General features: G+C 69.4%; 18 protein-coding genes. 8 read left to right on the top strand and 10 right to left on the bottom strand.

Translation table 11 applies throughout. From position 1 onward, the window contains the following. Nucleotides 1–9 precede the first annotated feature (9 nt). From FBT69_08100 to FBT69_08075, 6 genes are all read right to left on the bottom strand, one after another. Nucleotides 10–936, bottom strand: a complete 927-nt coding sequence (locus FBT69_08100; GenBank protein ID MDL1904752.1) for a sulfotransferase — start codon at nucleotides 934–936, stop codon at nucleotides 10–12. Nucleotides 937–1,036: 100 nt separating this feature from the next. Beyond that, nucleotides 1,037–1,891, bottom strand: a complete 855-nt coding sequence (locus tag FBT69_08095) for a glycosyltransferase family 2 protein (GenBank protein ID MDL1904751.1) — start codon at nucleotides 1,889–1,891, stop codon at nucleotides 1,037–1,039. A gap of 3 nt (nucleotides 1,892–1,894) precedes the next feature. After that, on the bottom strand, nucleotides 1,895–3,181 hold the full coding sequence (locus tag FBT69_08090) for a hypothetical protein (protein ID MDL1904750.1): 1,287 nt from the start codon (nucleotides 3,179–3,181) through the stop codon (nucleotides 1,895–1,897). Then, on the bottom strand, nucleotides 3,178–3,747 hold the full coding sequence (gene wcaF, locus FBT69_08085) for a colanic acid biosynthesis acetyltransferase WcaF (GenBank protein MDL1904749.1): 570 nt from the start codon (nucleotides 3,745–3,747) through the stop codon (nucleotides 3,178–3,180). The genes FBT69_08090 and wcaF overlap by 4 nt, the downstream gene beginning before the upstream one ends. A 41-nt stretch (nucleotides 3,748–3,788) precedes the next feature. Continuing rightward, the gene (locus FBT69_08080; protein MDL1904748.1) at nucleotides 3,789–4,298 is read right to left on the bottom strand and encodes a colanic acid biosynthesis acetyltransferase WcaF; all 510 of its coding nucleotides are present in this window, start codon (nucleotides 4,296–4,298) and stop codon (nucleotides 3,789–3,791) included. Beyond that, a complete protein-coding gene (locus FBT69_08075; protein ID MDL1904747.1) occupies nucleotides 4,295–4,885 on the bottom strand; it encodes a hypothetical protein in 591 nt (196 codons plus the stop codon). The genes FBT69_08080 and FBT69_08075 overlap by 4 nt, the downstream gene beginning before the upstream one ends. Nucleotides 4,886–5,022: 137 nt before the next feature. Here FBT69_08075 and FBT69_08070 point away from each other — a divergent pair, with 137 nt between their 5' ends. The 4 genes from FBT69_08070 to FBT69_08055 are packed head-to-tail and all read left to right on the top strand — an operon-like array spanning nucleotide 5,023 to nucleotide 9,032. Further along, nucleotides 5,023–5,973, top strand: coding sequence for a sulfotransferase domain-containing protein (locus FBT69_08070; protein MDL1904746.1), 951 nt, complete (start codon nucleotides 5,023–5,025; stop codon nucleotides 5,971–5,973). Between the two features lie 56 nt (nucleotides 5,974–6,029). Next, nucleotides 6,030–7,301: a glycosyltransferase family 4 protein gene (locus tag FBT69_08065; protein MDL1904745.1), complete on the top strand. Its 1,272-nt coding sequence runs from the start codon at nucleotides 6,030–6,032 to the stop codon at nucleotides 7,299–7,301. Nucleotides 7,302–7,319: 18 nt separating this feature from the next. Beyond that, nucleotides 7,320–8,111: a hypothetical protein gene (locus FBT69_08060; protein MDL1904744.1), complete on the top strand. Its 792-nt coding sequence runs from the start codon at nucleotides 7,320–7,322 to the stop codon at nucleotides 8,109–8,111. Nucleotides 8,112–8,162: 51 nt separating this feature from the next. Further along, complete coding sequence (locus FBT69_08055) at nucleotides 8,163–9,032, top strand: DUF3473 domain-containing protein (GenBank protein ID MDL1904743.1); 870 nt, start codon at nucleotides 8,163–8,165, stop codon at nucleotides 9,030–9,032. Here the strand turns inward: FBT69_08055 and FBT69_08050 are convergent. Further along, nucleotides 9,022–10,185 carry an ABC transporter ATP-binding protein gene (locus tag FBT69_08050; GenBank protein ID MDL1904742.1) on the bottom strand — a complete coding sequence of 388 codons (1,164 nt, stop codon included), beginning with the start codon at nucleotides 10,183–10,185 and terminating at the stop codon, nucleotides 9,022–9,024. The two genes, FBT69_08055 and FBT69_08050, sit on opposite strands and share 11 nt — an antisense overlap. A 134-nt stretch (nucleotides 10,186–10,319) precedes the next feature. Between FBT69_08050 and FBT69_08045 the strand changes: the two genes are divergently transcribed. From FBT69_08045 to FBT69_08035, 3 genes are all read left to right on the top strand, one after another. Further along, nucleotides 10,320–10,682, top strand: a complete 363-nt coding sequence (locus FBT69_08045) for a coproporphyrinogen III oxidase (protein MDL1904741.1) — start codon at nucleotides 10,320–10,322, stop codon at nucleotides 10,680–10,682. Nucleotides 10,683–10,837: 155 nt separating this feature from the next. Continuing rightward, a complete protein-coding gene (locus FBT69_08040) occupies nucleotides 10,838–12,223 on the top strand; it encodes a pyridoxal-phosphate dependent enzyme (protein MDL1904740.1) in 1,386 nt (461 codons plus the stop codon). A 9-nt stretch (nucleotides 12,224–12,232) separates the two neighbouring features. Then, nucleotides 12,233–13,384, top strand: a complete 1,152-nt coding sequence (locus FBT69_08035) for a cystathionine gamma-synthase (protein ID MDL1904739.1) — start codon at nucleotides 12,233–12,235, stop codon at nucleotides 13,382–13,384. Nucleotides 13,385–13,399: 15 nt separating this feature from the next. Here FBT69_08035 and FBT69_08030 read toward each other — a convergent pair whose 3' ends face one another. Beyond that, a complete protein-coding gene (locus FBT69_08030) occupies nucleotides 13,400–13,960 on the bottom strand; it encodes a hypothetical protein (GenBank protein ID MDL1904738.1) in 561 nt (186 codons plus the stop codon). A 111-nt stretch (nucleotides 13,961–14,071) separates the two neighbouring features. Here FBT69_08030 and FBT69_08025 point away from each other — a divergent pair, with 111 nt between their 5' ends. After that, the gene (locus FBT69_08025; protein ID MDL1904737.1) at nucleotides 14,072–15,010 is read left to right on the top strand and encodes a tRNA pseudouridine synthase A; all 939 of its coding nucleotides are present in this window, start codon (nucleotides 14,072–14,074) and stop codon (nucleotides 15,008–15,010) included. Between the two features lie 41 nt (nucleotides 15,011–15,051). On the opposite strand, the gene FBT69_08020 is transcribed toward FBT69_08025, so the two are convergent. Further along, nucleotides 15,052–16,341: an excinuclease ABC subunit UvrC gene (locus tag FBT69_08020; protein MDL1904736.1), complete on the bottom strand. Its 1,290-nt coding sequence runs from the start codon at nucleotides 16,339–16,341 to the stop codon at nucleotides 15,052–15,054. A 331-nt stretch (nucleotides 16,342–16,672) separates the two neighbouring features. Next, entirely contained in the window at nucleotides 16,673–17,311 is a 639-nt protein-coding gene (locus tag FBT69_08015) for a hypothetical protein (GenBank protein MDL1904735.1), read from the bottom strand. Between the last annotated feature and the right edge of the window lie 20 nt (nucleotides 17,312–17,331).

Raw genomic sequence — 17,331 nt, 5'->3', positions numbered from 1 at the left:
CTCCGGCGATCAGGCGCCTACGGCGGCGGGCGGTGGCGTGCCGTCGAGCAGCGCGAGCACTTCGTCGGGCACCTGGTAGCCGTGTCGGCGCATCTCATCCATCACGACGGGGAGGCACTTCCGAAGGACATCGGGGTCGAGTCGCTTCCACTTCTGCTGCCTGCCGGGATCGACCCACTCGGTGAGAGCCTTGTTGATCTCGGGCGTCATGTCGAGGCCGCAGTGGGTGAGGATGCGGGCGAAGTGGGTTCCCGGGTCGGTGACGAAGTCCTCGTAGCGGACGGTGTGGACCTTGCCGGGTTCGATCCCGGCGAGGTCCTCGGCGGCGGTCTTCGAGCAATAGGACCACTGGCGAGCGATGATCTCCTCGGTCGAGAGCCGCTTGCGGTCTTCGAGGATGCCGGGGTACCTGACGCCCCAGACGGAGACGTGCTTCTGGCGGAGCACCTTCTTGCGGAAGTGATCGACGATGAGTTTGCCGAGGTAGTAGTGCAGTTGCGACTTCGGGGTGTCGCGGATGCGCCGGCGGATGTGCCGGAAGTGGATGGCGTTATGCCAGCGGAGTTCCGCGCTGGAGAGATTGGCGAGCGGCTCGCGAACGATGTAGACGAAACTCGCCTCGGGGAAGATGGCGCGGACGTAGGGGATGCGGACGACACAGGCGGGCGTCTTTTCCATCACGCGGCGGCCGGCCATCTCGCGCTGGCGCTGCAGGAAGCGCTTGCGGATGTAGGCGCGGACCTTGGGCGTCGCGTCCTCCTCGGTGAAGCGGTCGTGCTTGCGTGCCGGGTCGGCGTAGTTCCAGATGGTCCGTTCCTCATACCAGGAGGAGACATCGGGATGGAGGTCGAAGAGTTCGCGCATCATGGTGGTGCCCGAGCGCGCATTGCCGAAGAGAATGATGGGCGGTCTCAGCCCGGCGTCGCTCTGCCCCATGGCACACGGTCTCCTTCCGCGGAGCGCGAACGCGCCCCGCCCCTCTATCGGCCAATCGTAGCGGCGGCACAAGCCCGGCACGGCGCGGGCGGGCGCGCGCTCAGGGCGGCAGGCCCCGCTCGGCCCGCTTCATCTCGCGGACCTTGAGCACGATCTGGTACTCGTAGATCGCCTGCAGCACGCAGTAGGTGAGGCCCGGGCCGCCGTCGAGGAACCCTCCCTGCGCGAGGTACATGTACGCGAACTTGAGCCAGGGGCGGCCTGGCAGCCGGAAGGAGAGGTTCTTGAGTTCCAGCCGGCGCGTGTTGCGGTCGCGGCTCAGGAGGTTCGCGAGCCGGACAGGCCGCTCGCGCAGGGCCTTCATGGTCTCGATGGCCTCGTAGGTCGAGTATCGGTTGTGGCGTTCGAGCCACTCGCCGATGCCCTTGCTGAAGTTGTAATGGATGAACCGCTCGTGGAGGTAGCCGACGCCGCCGTCCACGATGGGCGCGGGGTTGGCCAGTCGCTCGAATCGGATGTGGGGGGGCTGGAAGAAACGCATGATGCTGCCGGGCGGCATGGCGCGGCGGATCCACCTGCCCATGAAGTAGTTCCGCCGGCCGCAGTAATAGGCGACGGGGTCGCCGCGCTCGCGGGATCGTTCGCCGCGCTCCCACCCATCGGCGATGCGCTCGATCTCGGCGCGGAGTTCGGGTGTCATGCGTTCGTCGGCGTCGAGGTAGAAGACCCAGCGGTGCTTGAAGGGGATGTTCTCCATGGCCCAGTTCTGGTGCGGGCCGCGTCCGTCGTAGGCGCGCTCGAACCACCGGCAGCCGCGGGCAAGCGCGACGTCCTTTGTGCGGTCCGTTGAGAGCGAATCCAGCACGACGACGTCGTCCGCCCATGAGACGCTGTCCAGCAACCCGGGCAGGTTCGCCTCCTCGTTCAGGGTCTGGATGAAGATCGACACAGGCATCGTTCAGCGTCCGGTCAGTTCCGAGGTGTCCACAACATACATGGCCCTTCGGCCGTCCGTGGCGGAGTCGATGCAGACGACGCTCGCGTCGGGGTTGAAGCGGGGGTGGAGGTCCACGCGGACTTCGCCGTCGAGTTCGCGGGGCGTGGGGTAGCGGCCGATCTCGTAGCCGGTGTTCCGGCGGCAGTCCCAGAGGAAGAGGGGCTGGCGCGAGCGGAGGTCGGGGTAACCGTCGGTGACGACCCAGCGGCCCGGCTCCGGGCCGCCGCGGTTGAAGGTGCAGTGACCGTCGCAGGTGAGTTCGCCCCGGGCGAAGGGCCGCGTGGCCGCGTTCTCTTCGTCGGGGATGAGCAGGTAGGAGTCGCGGACGACGCGGCTCATGAGGAAGCGCGGCTTGCCGAGTGCGTAGTAGATGGGCTTGAGTGCGCGTCGTGCGGCGGTCATGGCCGCACCGAGGGGGCCGGCCGTCCCCCCCCCTAGCAGGACGCGCCGTCCCGCCCACGCCAGGAGCGTGGAGTCGTCTCGCCAGTCGTAGTGGCTGACCATGCCCTCCATGAGCAGGCGCAGGCCCGCGCCGTCCGTGCCGATGGTGAAGAGGCGCGAGTGCAGGATGCCGTCGGGGCGGTCGAAGCGGTGCAGGAAGCAGAGCCGCGAGCCGGAGCGGTTGAACATGAGATGGTTGACGTAGTGGTGTGCCGCGTCGCCCATCGGGTTCGGGTGGTGGTCGCGCGCGGCGGCGATGGAGGCGATCAGGGTGCGCTCGCCCGTGCTGAGGTCCAGGCGCCAGACGCCGTCGGTGTCCGGCGCGGGGTCGTCTGGATGGGCGTCGTGCGCGGCGGGAAGGCCGTACTCGCGCCGCAGGCGTGTGAGCCTGCCGAAGTCGAGCGTGGCGGCGGTTCTGCCGTCGGGCGAGACGGCGTGGACCGGCCAGGGGAGGGCGCGGACTTCCGCGCCGGAAGGCTCGACGATGCGAGCGATGGGCCGATTGTCGGCGGTGTCGTTGTAGAGGATGCGCTCGCGCCCGCCGTCATCGATCCATTGGAGTTGTGCTCCCTGCTGCCAGTTCCAGGCGAGTGTGATCCCGATCGCCTCGAACGAGCCTCGCTCGGCGTCGATCCACCCGATCTCGGCCGGCTCGTCGGGGGCGGGGAAGCGGTCGCAGAACCGGGCGCGGTGGGCGAGGAGTTTCGTGCCGTCGGCAGACCACGGGTGCTTGTCGTAGTAGCCGAACCAGTAGTGCCAGCCATCGTCGGGGGAGACCTTGCGGATTGGGCAGGGGCGACGGATCATGGCGCTTCGCGGTCGCGCTCGCGGATCACGCGGTCCTTGACGGGCTTGGCGGGCGTGCCGACGCAGACCTTCCACGGCGGCAGGTCGTGGAAGACGCTGGATCTCGCTCCGACGACGGTGCCCTCGCCGATCGTGACGCCCGGGCCGACGAAGACGTCGGCGGCGATCCAGCACGATGCGCCGATGCGGATCGGCATGGGTCGGAGCGTGAAGCGTCGGTCCTCGTGGTCGTGAGTCGCACCGCAGAGGTACGAGTATTGGCTGACAGTGGCGTGCGCGCCGATCTCGATGGTATCGACGCAGTAGCAATCCACGTCGTCGGCGAGCGTGGCGTAGTCGCCCATGACGAGGTTCCACGGCCCCCAGATGCGGGCGCGCGGGCAGACGCGGGCCTTGAGCGAGACGCGCGCGCCGAAGAGGCGCAGGATGCGGGCGCGCAGGGCGTGCATGGGGCGGGGGATCCAGCGGAAGACCGTTGCCTGCACGAGTCCCCAGGCGACGCGGCGGAGGCGGTTGCCGAGGCTGTGCGGGCTGGGCTTGTTCGAGATGTCGATTCCGGTGTTCATGCCACCGTGTGCCTTGATGTCGCGTGCCTTGGCGCGTTTCTTCAGGCCGAAGCCACGTTGACGAACTCGCGTTTCTTCATCGGCCGCGCGGGCTGTCCCGCCGCGACGGTCCAGCCGGGCAGGGTGTCGCCCTGCACGAGGGAGCGTGCGCCGACGACGGTGCCCGCGCGCAGCCGTGTACCGGGCAGGGCGAGGGCGTCGGCGGCGAGCCAACAGTCGTCCTCGAGCACGACGTCGCGGCGGCGGACGGGATGGCCCGGCGCGGCGGGGTCGCGGGCCTCGGTCGTGACGATGGCGAGTTGGCTGACGACGCAGCGGTCGCCGATGGTGATCCGCCCCGCCCCTCGGAGGGCGGCCCGGTCGCCGATGACAGTGAGCGAGCCGACGGAGAGGAGCCACGGGCAATCGATGGCGACGCTGCGCCGGACCTTCATGTTCGGGGCGAGGCGTGCGCCGAAGGCGCGGAGCACGGCGCGTCGCCAGCGGTTGGCGACGTGCGGCGAGAGCCGGAATGCCCATCGCCCGAGCGTGCGCCATAGGAACACCCTCACGGCGCGTCTCCTTCGGCTGCGGGGTCGAAGGGGCGAGCAGGATTGCCGCGGAGCCAAGTGTCGGGCGGCGCGGACTTGTAGACGCTGGCGCGCGGCAGGACGCGGCAGCGGTCGCCGAGTTCGATCCCGGGGCCGAGGTAGGCGTCCAGGCCGATGAAGCACCCGCGTCCGATGGTGATGGGGGGTTTGAGGAGTGGGAAGCGTGAGTCGGTCATGTCGTGGGTGCCGGCGCAGATGTGGGCGCGGTAGTCGATGACGGTGCCGTCGCCGATGGTGATCGGTCCGAGGCCGTAGAGGATGACGCGGTCCGCGACCTGCACGCGGTCGCCGCAGCGGATGTTCCAGGGAATGGCGATGTCGATGCCCGAGCCGAAGGAGCACCCGCGGCCGACGCGACCTCCGAAGAGGCGGAGGAGAGCGGACCTTGCAGGGGGGAGAAGTTCCCAGAAGAGGCGGCCTGCCGTCCCCCACACAGCCCGAACAAGTTTTTGTTTCGGGGTCCAGATCGACCGGCGCGGTGGAGGCGGCACGGCCTGCGCGGAGCGGGTGCCGGCTGCGGGCGGGTCTTGGGTCGCGTTGGGGGTCATCGGGTCTCCGAAGGGACTGCCGGCGTGCGCGGGGCACCAGCCGCACTACGCCGGTCGAGCGCGAACCGATCGGGTGCAAGCCACAACAGTATCGGCAGGGGTGTGCCGATGGTGAGACCGGGAGCGTTCGGCCTATCGTGCCACCCGTCGCGGCGGGCCGACAGGAGATGGGTGGGATCGGCATGGACCCGACGAAAACCCTTGAAAACCTCGCGAGGAGGTTCCTTCCTCCGTCGGCGGCTCGTGAGGCCAAGCGAGTGGCCGTCTGGCCGCGGTACTGGGCCCAGCGTGCCGCGTGCCGGCGCGGGTTTCGAGAGTACGGGTCGCGGTACCCGCACCCGGTGCTGTTCGTGGCGGGGCTGCCCAAGAGCGGCACGACGTGGCTGGAGAAGATGATCTCGTCGTTCCCCGGCTTCCACGAACTGCTGATCCCCGAGGTGGCGTCGCACGAGCTGCGCACGGGCGGGAGCCACGACTTCGAACTTCCCGACGACATGTTCGAGCGGTTCCGCGGGATGCTGGTGCTGACGAAGATGCACGCGCACGGCTCGGTGCACAACGCGGGCGTGCTGAAGCGTGCGGGCGTGCCGTACGTCGTGCTGTACCGCGACCTGCGTGACGTGGCGGTGAGCAACTACTTCTACGTTCGGAACACGCCCTGGCACCCGGAATACCCGCTGTATGCGCCGCTGCCGCTGCAGGAGGGGCTGCGCGTGTTTTCGGAGCGGACCCTTCCTGCGTACGCGGCGTGGGTGCGTTCGTGGCGCGACAACCGCGACCCCGAGGCGAGCCTGATGCTGCGCTACGAGGACATGCTGGCGGATGCGCGGGGGTCGCTGACGCGGATCGCGGCGCTCTTCGGGCTGGACGATTCGCCGGAGACGATCGGCGGGATCGTGGAGGCGCACTCGTTCGAACGGATGAGCGGGGGCCGTGAGCGCGGGCAGGACGACGCGAAGGCGTTCGTGCGCAAGGGCGTGGCGGGGGACTGGCGGAACCACTTCGACGACGCCCTGCGGCGGACGTACAAGAGCACGATCGGGGAGTTTCTCGTGGAGTTCGGGTACGAGGCCGGGCTGGACTGGTGAGGGTCGCGGGGCGGGCCACTATACTCGCCCCCTTCCCGCGACGGAGAGACCGAGGCATGAGCACGCCGCGCAAGATACTGTTCGTCTGCCAGGTGTTCTACCCGGACACGACGTCGACGAGCCAGCTGTTCACCAGCATGTTCGCGGAGATGGTGAAGGAGGGGCACGACATCACGGCGTTGTGCGCGTTCCCGAGCGGGAAGGAGGGCCGCGGGCGGAAACTCCCCCGGTACGAGGTGTACAAGGGGATCAAGATCCGCCGGCTGGGGTTCCGGATCGACCACAAGAAGTCGCACTACTCGCGGGCGATGTCGTACCTGGGGTTCATGATCCCCGCGTTGCTGCGGCTGTTGTTCGTGCCCAAGACCACGATCGTGTTCGGGGTGACGAACCCGCCGTTCCTGGCGCAGGGGCTGTACCTGGTCTCGCTGCTCCGGGGGCTGAAGTACCAGTACATGGTGCTGGACGCGTACCCCGAGTCGCTGATCGCGTTGGGGATGAGCGAGCGTTCGTTCGTCGCGCGGGCGTGGACGTGGCTGAACAAGATCGCGTACCGGCGCGCGGAGAAGATGATCGTGCTCGGGCGGGACATGACGACGCTGCTGGTGAACCGCTACGGGATCGACGAGAAGAAGTCGATCGTCTACATCCCACACTGGAGCGCGGTCGAGGCGCCCGACCCGCTGCCGATCGAGAAGAGTGCGATGATCGACCGGCTGGGGCTGCGGGGCAAGTTCATCGTGCAGTACTCCGGCAACATGGGGATGTGGCACGACATGGACTCGTTCGTGCGCGCCGCCAAAATGGTCGAGGACGACCCCTCGATCCACTTCCTGTTCATCGGCGAGGGGGCGCGCCGGACCGCGGCGGTGCGGCTGGCGGAGGACCTCGGCTGCACGAACATCACCTGGCACGACTTCGTTCCCCTCGAGCAGGTGCGTGAGAGTCTTTCGAGCTGCCACGTCGCGTTGATCTCGCTGCGAGCGGGGTTCGAGGGGATCGCGGTGCCGAGCAAGTTGTACGGCATCCTGATGAGCGGCCGGGCGGTGCTGGCGCAGACGCCGCTGGAATCCGAGACGGCCTACACGCTCGCCGAGTGCGATTGCGGGGTCACGGTGGCGCCGGGCGACACCGAGGGCCTTGTGCGGGCGATCCGCGAGATGGCCGCCGACCGCGAGCGCACGGCGGAGATGGGGCGCAAGGCCTTCAAGGCGTACAAGGAGAAGTACACCCAGGCGCAGGCGATCGAGGCCTTCTCCGACCTGTGGGGTCTGGACATGAAGAAGCGGCCCGTGCCGTCGCAGGCGGCGGCCGAGACCGCGGCCTGACAAGCACGGACGCCCGCCATGAATCCGCCCGAGACGCGCCCTCCGCTCCGCGTGCTGATCGTCACCGAGGACGATCCGCTGTACGTCGTGCGGTTCTTCGAGGTCTTCTTTGCCGAGTGCCCGCGCGACCGCATCGACCTGGTCGGCATTACCGTGAGCGAGGCGTTCCACGAGCCGATGCACAAGACCGCGCTGCGGATGTGGCGGTTCTACGGGCCGGTGGACTTCGTGCGGCTGTGCTGGCGTTTCGCGCTGGCGAAGGCGAGGCGGCGGACCATCGCGGCGCTGGCGAGCGAGGCGGGCGTGCCGATTGTGCCGGCGCGCTCGGTGAACGACTCCGAGTACGTCGCGCGGGTGCGCGACGAGTTGAGGCCGGACGTGATCGTTTCCGTCGCCGCGCCGGAGATTTTCCGGCGCGACATCCTGGCCGCGGCCCGGGTGGCGTGCATCAACATCCACTCTGGCCGGCTGCCGGTCTACCGCGGGATGATGCCGAACTTCTGGCAGTTGCTCCACGGGGAGCGGGCGGCGGTGGTGACGGTGCACGAGATGGCGGAACAACTGGACGCGGGCGGCGTGATCGACACGCTCGAGTTCCCACTGCGCGAGCGCGACTCGCTGGACCGGGTCATCACGGGGACGAAGCGCGAGGGCGCAAGATTGATGATCCGCGTGCTCGAGCGGTTCCGGGCCGGGCCTGTCGAAGCAACACCGCTCGACATGTCGGGGAAGAAGTACTTCTCGTTCCCGAAGCCGGGCGACGTGAAGGCGTTCAGGAGACGGGGCCATAGGATGCTGGAGAAGGGATGAGGCGCCAGGCACCGGGCACCAGGGAAGGACGGACCTGCTGCCCGCTGCCAGATGCCTGATGCCCCGGCGGCCATGTCGATCGACGTGGAGGACTGGTTCCAGGTCGAGAACCTGCGGGCTGTCGTTGCGCGCGACACGTGGGACGAGCGCGAGTTGCGCGTCGAGCGGAACACCGACCGGATGCTTGAACTGATGGCGGAGCGCGGGGTGCGCTGCACCTGTTTCATTCTCGGCTGGGTGGCCGACAGGTGCCCATCGCTCATCAAGCGCATCGCGGCCGCCGGGCACGAGATCGCCAGCCACGGGTACGGGCATGACCTCATCTACACGCTCACGCACGAGCAGTTCCGCGAGGACGTGCGCCGGGCGAAGCGGCTCACGGAAGACCTGACCGGGGCGGTGGTGCGCGGCTATCGCGCGCCGTCGTTCTCCATCACCGACTGGGCGATCGACGTTCTGCGAGAGGAAGGGTTCGCGTATGACTCGTCGGCGTTCCCGACGGTGGCGCACGATCGCTACGGGAGGCTGGCGGGCATGGACGCGGGCGAGCCGATCGCCGAGATCAGGCCGGGCTTCCACGAGGTGTGCGTCTCCACGCTGCAGCTGGGCAGGCGGGGCCTGCCGTGGGCAGGGGGGGGGTACTTCCGGCTGATCCCGTACCCGGTGTTCAAGCGCGGCGTTCGGCGCATTCTGCGCTCGGGGACGCCCTACGTCTTCTACATCCACCCGTGGGAGATCGATCCGGGTCAGCCGCGGATGTCGGGGCTGCGCCGCTCGCACGCCTTCCGGCACTACAACAACCTGGACCGCTGCGGGGCACGCTTTGCCTCGCTGCTGTCGGACTTCGCGTGGATGACGGTGGGGGAGTTGCTGTCGCGGGAGTCCGGGGCAAGGACAGCGAGGCAGGCCGTCACGGGATGATGACCACGTCGGCCGGATCGACGGCGATGCGGAGGTCGCTGGCGCGCGCGGGCGTGGGGGGGGGGTTGAGTTCCGCGGCCTTCAATCGCGCGCCGCCGGGCAGCTCCAGCGTGTGCTGGGCGATCTCACCCAGGTAGACGGTGTCGAGCAGGCGTGCAGGGAGGGTGGGTTGGTGAGTCCTGAGTCCCGAGTCCTGCGAAGAGGGGAGGAGGCGGAGGGCCTCGGGACGGATGCTGAGGGTGACTCGGGATGCGGGAGCGTGGCGCACGCTTTCGCTCCGCGCCCCGTCATCCGCGATGAGCGCGGCGAGTTCGCCGGCGGGGGTGCGCAGGCGGGCGACGCCGCTCTCAACGCCGAGGACTTCGGCGTCGAGGAAGTTCGTCTCGCCGAGGAACTCGGCGACAAAGCGTGAGCGGGGCCGGCGGTAGAGGTCCGCCGGCGCTCCGAGTTGCACGACCCGGCCCGCGTCCATGATGGCGACGCGGTCGGCCATGCTCAGGGCCTCCTTCTGGTCGTGGGTGACGTAGACGGTGGTGAGACCGGCCTGCTTGCAGATGCGACGGATCTCGGCGCGGAGTTCGATGCGGAGTTTCGCGTCGAGGTTCGAGAGCGGCTCGTCGAGCAGCAGCACGTCGGGGCGAACGACGAGGGCGCGGGCGAGCGCGACGCGCTGCTGCTGACCACCGGAGAGCTGGGTGGGCTTGCGCCTGGCGTAGTCGCCCATGCGGACGGCGTCGAGGGCCTCGCGCACGCGGGCCGTCCTCTCAGGGGTGGGGACGCGCCGCACGCCCAGGCCGAAGGCCACGTTCTGCTCCACCGTCATGTGCGGCCAGAGGGCGTAGGACTGGAAGACCATGCCGGTGTTCCGCCTGTTGGGCGGCATGCGGGTGACGTCGCGGAAGGAGGCATCGGGCGCCGGGCATCGGGCGCCGGGAGGAGAGGAGGCGAAGGCGATCGTGCCGCCCGTGGGTTGGATGAACCCCGCGATCATGCGCAGAAGCGTCGTCTTGCCGCAGCCTGAGGGGCCGAGCAGGAAGAAGAGCTCGCCCGGCTCAACGTCGAGGGAGACGCCGTCAACGGCCCGGGTGCGCGGCGCGCGGGCGACGGGCGGGAACTCCTTGACCAGGCCGACGATGCGGATGGCGGTGGTCATGGGGAGGGAGGGTAGCAGAGCGCACAGAGCCGAATGGCCGAAGAGCCAACTGTCCGAAGGGGAAAACGGGACAGGGGCGAGCGGACAGTGAACGAGACCGGCTGCGGTCGGCGGCTGGGTGGTAGGATGGCGGGATGAGGCGGGCGGGTCATGCGGCCGGCGAGATCGCGCGTTTGCAGAAGTTTCGCGCCGTGCGAGAGCCTGGCGTCGCGATCGGTGCGGCGGCGCGGGCGGTGGCAGAAGGGCTGGAGCGAGAGCGTCGGCTGACGGGAGGGCTGGCGGGGGCGTGGGCCGCGCTCTGCCCGCCGGAACTCGCCGGGCGGTCGCGCGTCGTGCGTTTCGTGGGGGGCGTGGTGACGGTCGAGGTGACGGACGGGGCGACGCGGTTCCGCGTGGATCGCTGGCTGCGCTCGGGCGGCCGGGCCGCGCTGCAGGATCGCGCAGGGGGGGGGATTCGGCGGGTGGTGATGCGGGTGAGGAACAAGAGGGGCGGATAGCGGATGGCGGTTGGCGAGCGGCACGCGCGCGTGGGGGTGGCGAGCGGCGATCGGAGCGGGGCCGGGCGGGCGCTGCCGGGGTGGGGAGCGGGTCGCCGCTATCCTCCCGTGCGGCGGCTGCGGGCGGACGCGTCCCGTGATTCCAGGAGTGTGCCATGAGGTGCTTTGAATCGATTCTGGATGCTGTCGGGCACACGCCTCTGGTGCGGCTGCGGCGGGTCGTGCCTGCGGGCGCGGCGGAAGTGCTGGTCAAGTGCGAGTACATGAACCCGGCCGGGTCGATCAAGGACCGCATGGCCCTGCACATCGTCGAGGAAGCGGAGCGGAGCGGGCAGCTGCGCCCGGGGGGCACCATCGTCGAGAACACGAGCGGGAACACGGGACTGGGGCTGGCGATGGCGGCAGCGGTGAAGGGGTACAAGTGCATCTTCACCATGCCGGACAAGATGAGCCTGGAGAAGGTGAACATGCTCAAGGCGTTCGGCGCGGAGGTCGTCATCACGCCGACCGACGTGCCGGGCGACTCGCCGGAGCACTACGTGAACGTGGCGAAGCGGCTGGCCCGCGAGACGCCGGGCGGGTTCTACGTGAACCAGTACCACTCGCCGGCGAACATCGACGCGCACTACCGGCGCACCGGCCCCGAGATCTGGGACGAGACGGGCGGCGAGTTCGATGCGTTCGTGGCGGGCGTGGGGACGGGCGGCACGATCTCGGGCATCGGCCGGTTCATCAAGGAGAAGAACCGCGAGACGGGACGGAGCGTGCGCGTGGTCGGCGTCGACCCGCTCGGGTCGGTGCACTACAGCCTGTTCTACACGGGGACTCCGGGTGAGGCGCACGTGTACAAGGTCGAGGGGCTGGGGGACGACATCGTGTGCGAGGCCTTCGACATGAAGGCCGTCGACGAGATGCGCCAGGTGGACGATCGGCAGTGCTTCGTGATGGCGCGTCGGCTGGTGCGCGAGGAGGGCCTGTTCTGCGGCGGCTCGTCGGGCGGGAACGTGCACGTGGCGGTGGAGTTGGCCAAGGAGCTCGGGCCGGGCAAGCGCATCGTGACAGTGCTGCCGGACTCGGGGACGCGGTACATCACGAAGTTCCTGTCGGACGCGTGGATGAAGGACCACGGTTTCCTGGAGCCTGCGCGGCAGATGGGCGTGGTCGAAGACGTGCTGCGCCAGCCGCACGGCGAGGTGGTGACGGTGGACGAGGGGGCGACGGTCGCGCGCGTGGCGGAGTTGATGCGGACGCGCGGCATCTCGCAGGTGCCGCTGACGAACGGGCAGGGCAGGCCGAAGGGGATCGTGCACGAGATCGACCTGCTGCGGGGGTTGCAGACGGGTCGGGTGGGGCCGGACTCGCCGGTGCGCGAGGTGGCGAACCCGCTGGACGGGGTCGTCTATCCCAAGGCGCGGGTGGAAGAGTTGTTCCCGATCTTTGAGAAGGACCGGGTGGCCGTGGTGGTGGACCACGGGAGGATCGTGGGGATCGTGTCGCAGATCGACGTGATTGACTACCTGAGCCGAAGGGCGCAGGGCTAAGGGCAGAGCATGAGCAGCGAGCAGCGGTTCGGGACGCGCGCCATCCACGCCGGCCAGCGGCCGGACCCGACGACGGGCGCGATCATGACGCCGATCTACCAGACGGCGACCTACGTGCAGGAAAGCCCGGGCGTCATCAAGAGCGACTACGACTACTCGCGGTCGAGCAACCCGACCCGCAAGGCGCTCGAAGCCAACCTCGCCTCGCTCGAAGGCGGTCGGCACGGGCTGTGCTTCGCCAGCGGGTGCGCGGCGATGGAGTGCGTGCTGCACCTCTTCGAGCCGGGAGATCACGTGCTGCTGTGCGACGACGTCTACGGGGGGACGAACCGGCTCTTCAACCGCGTCTTCACGCGCCACGGCCTGAAGGTCTCGCTGGTGGACATGACGGACGAGTCCGCCACGCGCGACGCCATGACCGAGCGCACGCGGCTGGTGTGGCTGGAGACGCCGACGAACCCGATGCTGAAGGTGATCGACCTGCGGCGCACCGCCTCGATCGCGCACGAGCGGGGCGCGCTGCTGGCGGTGGACAACACGTTCGCGTCGCCGTTCCTGCAGAACCCGCTCGCGCTCGGGGCGGACATCGTGTGCCATTCCTCCACGAAGTACCTCGGCGGGCACTCGGACGTCGTCGGTGGTGCGCTGGTCGTGAACGACCCGGACCTGCACGAGCGGCTGAAGTTCGTCCAGAACGCGGTCGGGGCGGTGCCGTCCCCCTTCGACTGCTTCCTGCTGCTGCGATCGACGAAGACGCTGCACGTTCGGATGGAGAGGCACTGCATGAACGCCTGCCGGCTGGCGGCGTGGCTGGAGCAGCACCCGAAGGTGAAGCGCGTGATCTATCCCGGCCTCTCGTCGCACCCGCAGCACCACCTGGCGACGCGGCAGATGCGCGGCTTCGGGGGCATGATCACCGCGGAACTCAAGGGCGGGATCGAAGACGCGCGCCGGTTCCTCGAACGCCTGACGATCTTCAGCCTCGCCGAGTCGCTCGGGGGGGTGGAGTCGCTCGTCGAGCACCCGGGCATCATGACGCACGCGAGCGTGCCGCCCGAGCAGCGCGCCCGCCTGGGCATCTCCGACGGCCTGGTGCGCTTCAGCGTGGGCATCGAGGACGGCGACGACCTGCTGGCGGACGTCGAGCACGCGCTCGGATGACGCGATCGTGCGACCTCACGCCGTCTTGAGCCGCTCCGAGGTGCGGTTGAGGGCGGGGAACGCCGCGGCGGGGATCGGTCTGCCGAGGAACGGGCAGAGTTTCTCCCAGCCCTCGCCGTTGCAGACGTCGAGGACGAGCAGGTCGCCCTGGCGACCGGCGAAATGGGCGCGCACGGCGGCGGTATGGCGGCGGTAGGCCTCGACAAAGAGGTCGGCATCCCACCCGCGCGTGCCGTAGAGCCGAAGGCGGACCTCGCCGCGCGGCTCGCCGGGGTGCATGGACTCGGGCGGGCGTCGGGCCATGTGCTCGCCCACGGAACGCAGCCACGCGCCGAGGGAGCGCACGGTGAGGATGAACTTCGAGCCGGGGTAGGCCGCGTCGAGTTCGCGGAAGAAAGCGGCGACGGAGATGTCCGTGGCGGCGTCGTGCCCGCAGAGGGCATCGTCGTATCGGCCCGCGAGCATGAGCACGCAATCGGGGTAGTGCAGAGAGCGGTAGCCGAGGGTGCACAGAGCCTCGTTGAGGCTGTTGGTGCCCGTCTTGCTGAGGCCGATTCCGAAGACCATGCCGCTCATGCGCACTCCCCGCGTCGAGGCCGTCTCGCGGGGCAGATCGGTCGGTTCGGGGGCGCGGGTTCACATTCGAGCCGTATCTGGCCCGGGAAATGGGGCGGATAGGCTGTGGGCGTGCCGCGGTACAAGTTGACCATCGCGTACGAGGGGACGGCGTTCCACGGGTGGCAGAAGCAGGAGCCGCCGAACCCGGCTGTGAACCCGGGGGCCGCGCCCGTGCCGGCGGGTTCGGAGGCACGCGAGGGCCGGGCGGTGCTGCGGACGGTGCAGGAGATCGTCGAGCGGGCGGCGCGGGAGGTGGTGCGCGAGCCGGTGCGGCTAGCCGGGGCGTCGCGGACCGATGCGGGCGTGCATGCGCGCGGGCAGGTGGCGGCGTTCACGTGCTCGGGCGACGAGGGGGGGGGCGGAGAAGGCGACGGCGGCGGGACGGAGGCGGCGTCGCGGGGGCGCTCGGGGTGGCCCGTGGCGCGCGGTCTGGACCGGCTGCGCCTCGCGGTGAACGCGCGGCTCCCCGAGGACGTGCTGGTGACGGGGGTCGAGGTCGTGCCGGAGGCGTTCGACCCGATCGCCGATGCGCGGGCGAAGGCGTACTCGTACACGATCCTGTGCTCGGAGGACCGGCCGTTGTGGGAGCGGCGGTGGGTGTTCCACTCGTGGCGCACCCTGAACGCGGGGGCGATGGACCGGGCGGCGCGTCTGCTGGTGGGCGAGCATGACTTCGCGGCGTTCGCGGCGGCGGGGCACGGGCGGCAGACGACGGTGCGGACGATCTTCGATTGCCGGGTGCGCGTGGTGGATGGGTTGGCGGGTGTGCCGGGCGGCAACACAGGAAGCCCGGCCAGCGGCGCGCTGATCCGCATCGACGTGTCGGGCAGCGGCTTCCTCTACAACATGGTGCGGATCATCGCGGGAACGCTGCACGAGGTGGGGCGGGGGAAGATGGACGTGGCGTCGATGCCGGAGATTCTGGCGTCGCGCGACCGCCGCCGCGCCGGCCCGACACTGCCGCCCGCGGGGCTGTGCCTGGAGTGGGTGCGGTACGACAACGGATGAGAGGACAGAACGCGAAGGCCGCGGAGGATTCGCAGAGATGCTCAGTCCTCGTTGAGCGTGCGCTTGCGGCGCAGGGCGTGGTGGTAGAGTTGGGCGAAGCGGTGGGCCTCGTCGCGTACGGCCTGGCAGAGGCGCAGGCCTGGGTTGTCGCGGCCGAGACGGATCGGCTCGGCGCGTGCCTGCACGTAGAGCAGTTCTTCCTTCTTGGCGAGACTGACGACCATGGGCGGACGCACGTTCAGGCCTTCGAACGCTTCGAGCGCGGCGTGCAACTGGCCCAGCCCGCCGTCGATGAGGATGACGTCGGGGTACAACTCGTGCCCCTCGCCAGCCTCGCGATAGCGGCGGCTGACGACCTCACGGATGCTGGCGTAGTCGTCGTTGCCGCCCTCGACCGAGCGGATGCGGTAGCGGCGGTACTCATTGCGGAACGGCCGCCCGTCCACGAAGCAGACCTTGGAGCCCACGGTCTCGCCGCCGTGCAGGTGGGCGATGTCGATGCCCTCGATGCATCGGACCGGCTGGTCGAGGGCGAGCGTGCGCTGGAGGCTGCGCGTGGCCTTGCGCGGGTCGAGATAGCCGATCTCGGTCTCGGGCTGCCAGCCGGCCTTGCGCGTCGAACGCTCGTCGAGCCTGCGCAGGGCGTCGATCTGGTCGCGCAGCACGGCGGCCTTCTCGAAGTCGAGGGCTGTGGCGGCGGCCTGCATCTCGGCGGCCAACTCGCGCAGCATCACGCTGCGCTTCGATTCGAGGAAGCGGACGAAGCGGTCCACGTCGGCGCGGTAGGCGTCACGCGGGATGCGGTCCGCGCACGGCCCCGAGCACTGACCGATCGCATAGAGCAGGCAAGGGCGGAAGTGGCGGTTGCGCGGGTCGCCGTCCACGATGTCCAGCGAGCAGGTGCGGAAGCGGAAGATGCGCTGGAGCATCTGCACGGCCTCGCGCAGCGCGCCGGGGCTGACGAACGGGCCGAGGACTTTCGCCCCGCGCACCAGCGGGTCCTCCGTGCCGTCGTCGCGCACGCCGGAGGGGTTGCGTGTGATGTACACGCGCGGGAAGTCCTCGCGCTGCGTGACGACGAGGTAGGGGAAGGACTTGCCGTCGGTGAGCATCGCGTTGTAGCGCGGTCGGATGTCCTTGATGAGCCGGTTCTCGGCGAGCAGTGCCTCCCACTCGGTCTCGCATTCGAGCACGTCGAAGTCGTGCACGGCGTCGAGCATCAGTTCCTTCTTCGGCCCGAGGTCCGCCGATGGAACGAAGTACGACGACACCCGCGCCGGCAGCCGCGCCGCCTTGCCGACGTAGAGCACCACGCCGCGGTGGTCCTTCATCAGGTACACCCCCGGCACGGCGGGCAGAGCGCGGGCCTTGGCGAGCAGCCGCGCGAGACGCTCGTCACGCGTCTCGGATCCCCATGCGGGGGGAGTGTGGGGTGCGGGTTCGGGCACGGAGGATGGTATGGGAACAACATCCCCATCTCCGGTACCTCGAGCCATTGCAGCGGTCATTCTGTGTGGAGCACAAAGAAAGCGAGATTGGGCGGTCCCCCTCTAGGGGCTTGCTTGCAAAGCCTCGCCGCGCCCTTGGCAACGAACGTGCGCCCCGCGGGCGGGAAACGGGGTACGGGCACCATCCGAGTGTGGAAGAGGAGAGCGGCCAGCGTCACGACGCCGACTCTTCGCCTTTCGGTCGTCCCACGGGCTTCGGGGGCGACTTCGGTCTGCCGGGTTGGGCGATGGCAGCGATGGCGAGGCCGGCGAGGGTCCAGCCGACGACGAGTTCGGCGAACATGGTGATCGAGTAGCGCATCGGGAGATAGAACCAGTTCCACTGCATGGCGTGGGAGGTGAGGGCGGCGAAGAGCGCGATGCTGAGGATGAGGGCTACGCGCCTGCCATAGGGCACGCCGCGTTGGGCGGCCGCGGCGGAGACGGCCGCGAGCAGGAACGACGCGAGCAGGGCGATGAGGAAGCCACGGGCGAAGGTCAGCGGGTCTTCGGTGCTGACGCCATCCTGGCTGTAGAAGAGGAGGGCGACTGGGCCCATCTCGTGCTTGCCCTTCCAGATGGTGTCGGCCATCTTTTTCTGTTCGGCGGTCATGCCCTCGTGGTGGTCTGGGTAGGGCAGGGCGTATGCGCCGCTCGCGCCGACGTGCTGGCGGAGCGACTCGGAGAGCGCGCCCTCGTCCGCGACCCGAGTGATGGCCTGATCCGAGAACGGCAGCACGGTCCAGAAGACGAACCCCCACATGAACGCGACCACGGCGCCGACCAACGCGCCACCGACGACTCGAACGGCCATGCGTGTCTCCAGAAGGTGCC

This window comes from Synechococcales cyanobacterium CNB, from assembly GCA_030263455.1.
Lineage (GTDB): Bacteria > Planctomycetota > Phycisphaerae > Phycisphaerales > UBA1924 > CAADGN01.
Note: the sequence above shows the minus strand (reverse complement) of the source record. Positions and strands in the feature narration are given on the sequence as shown.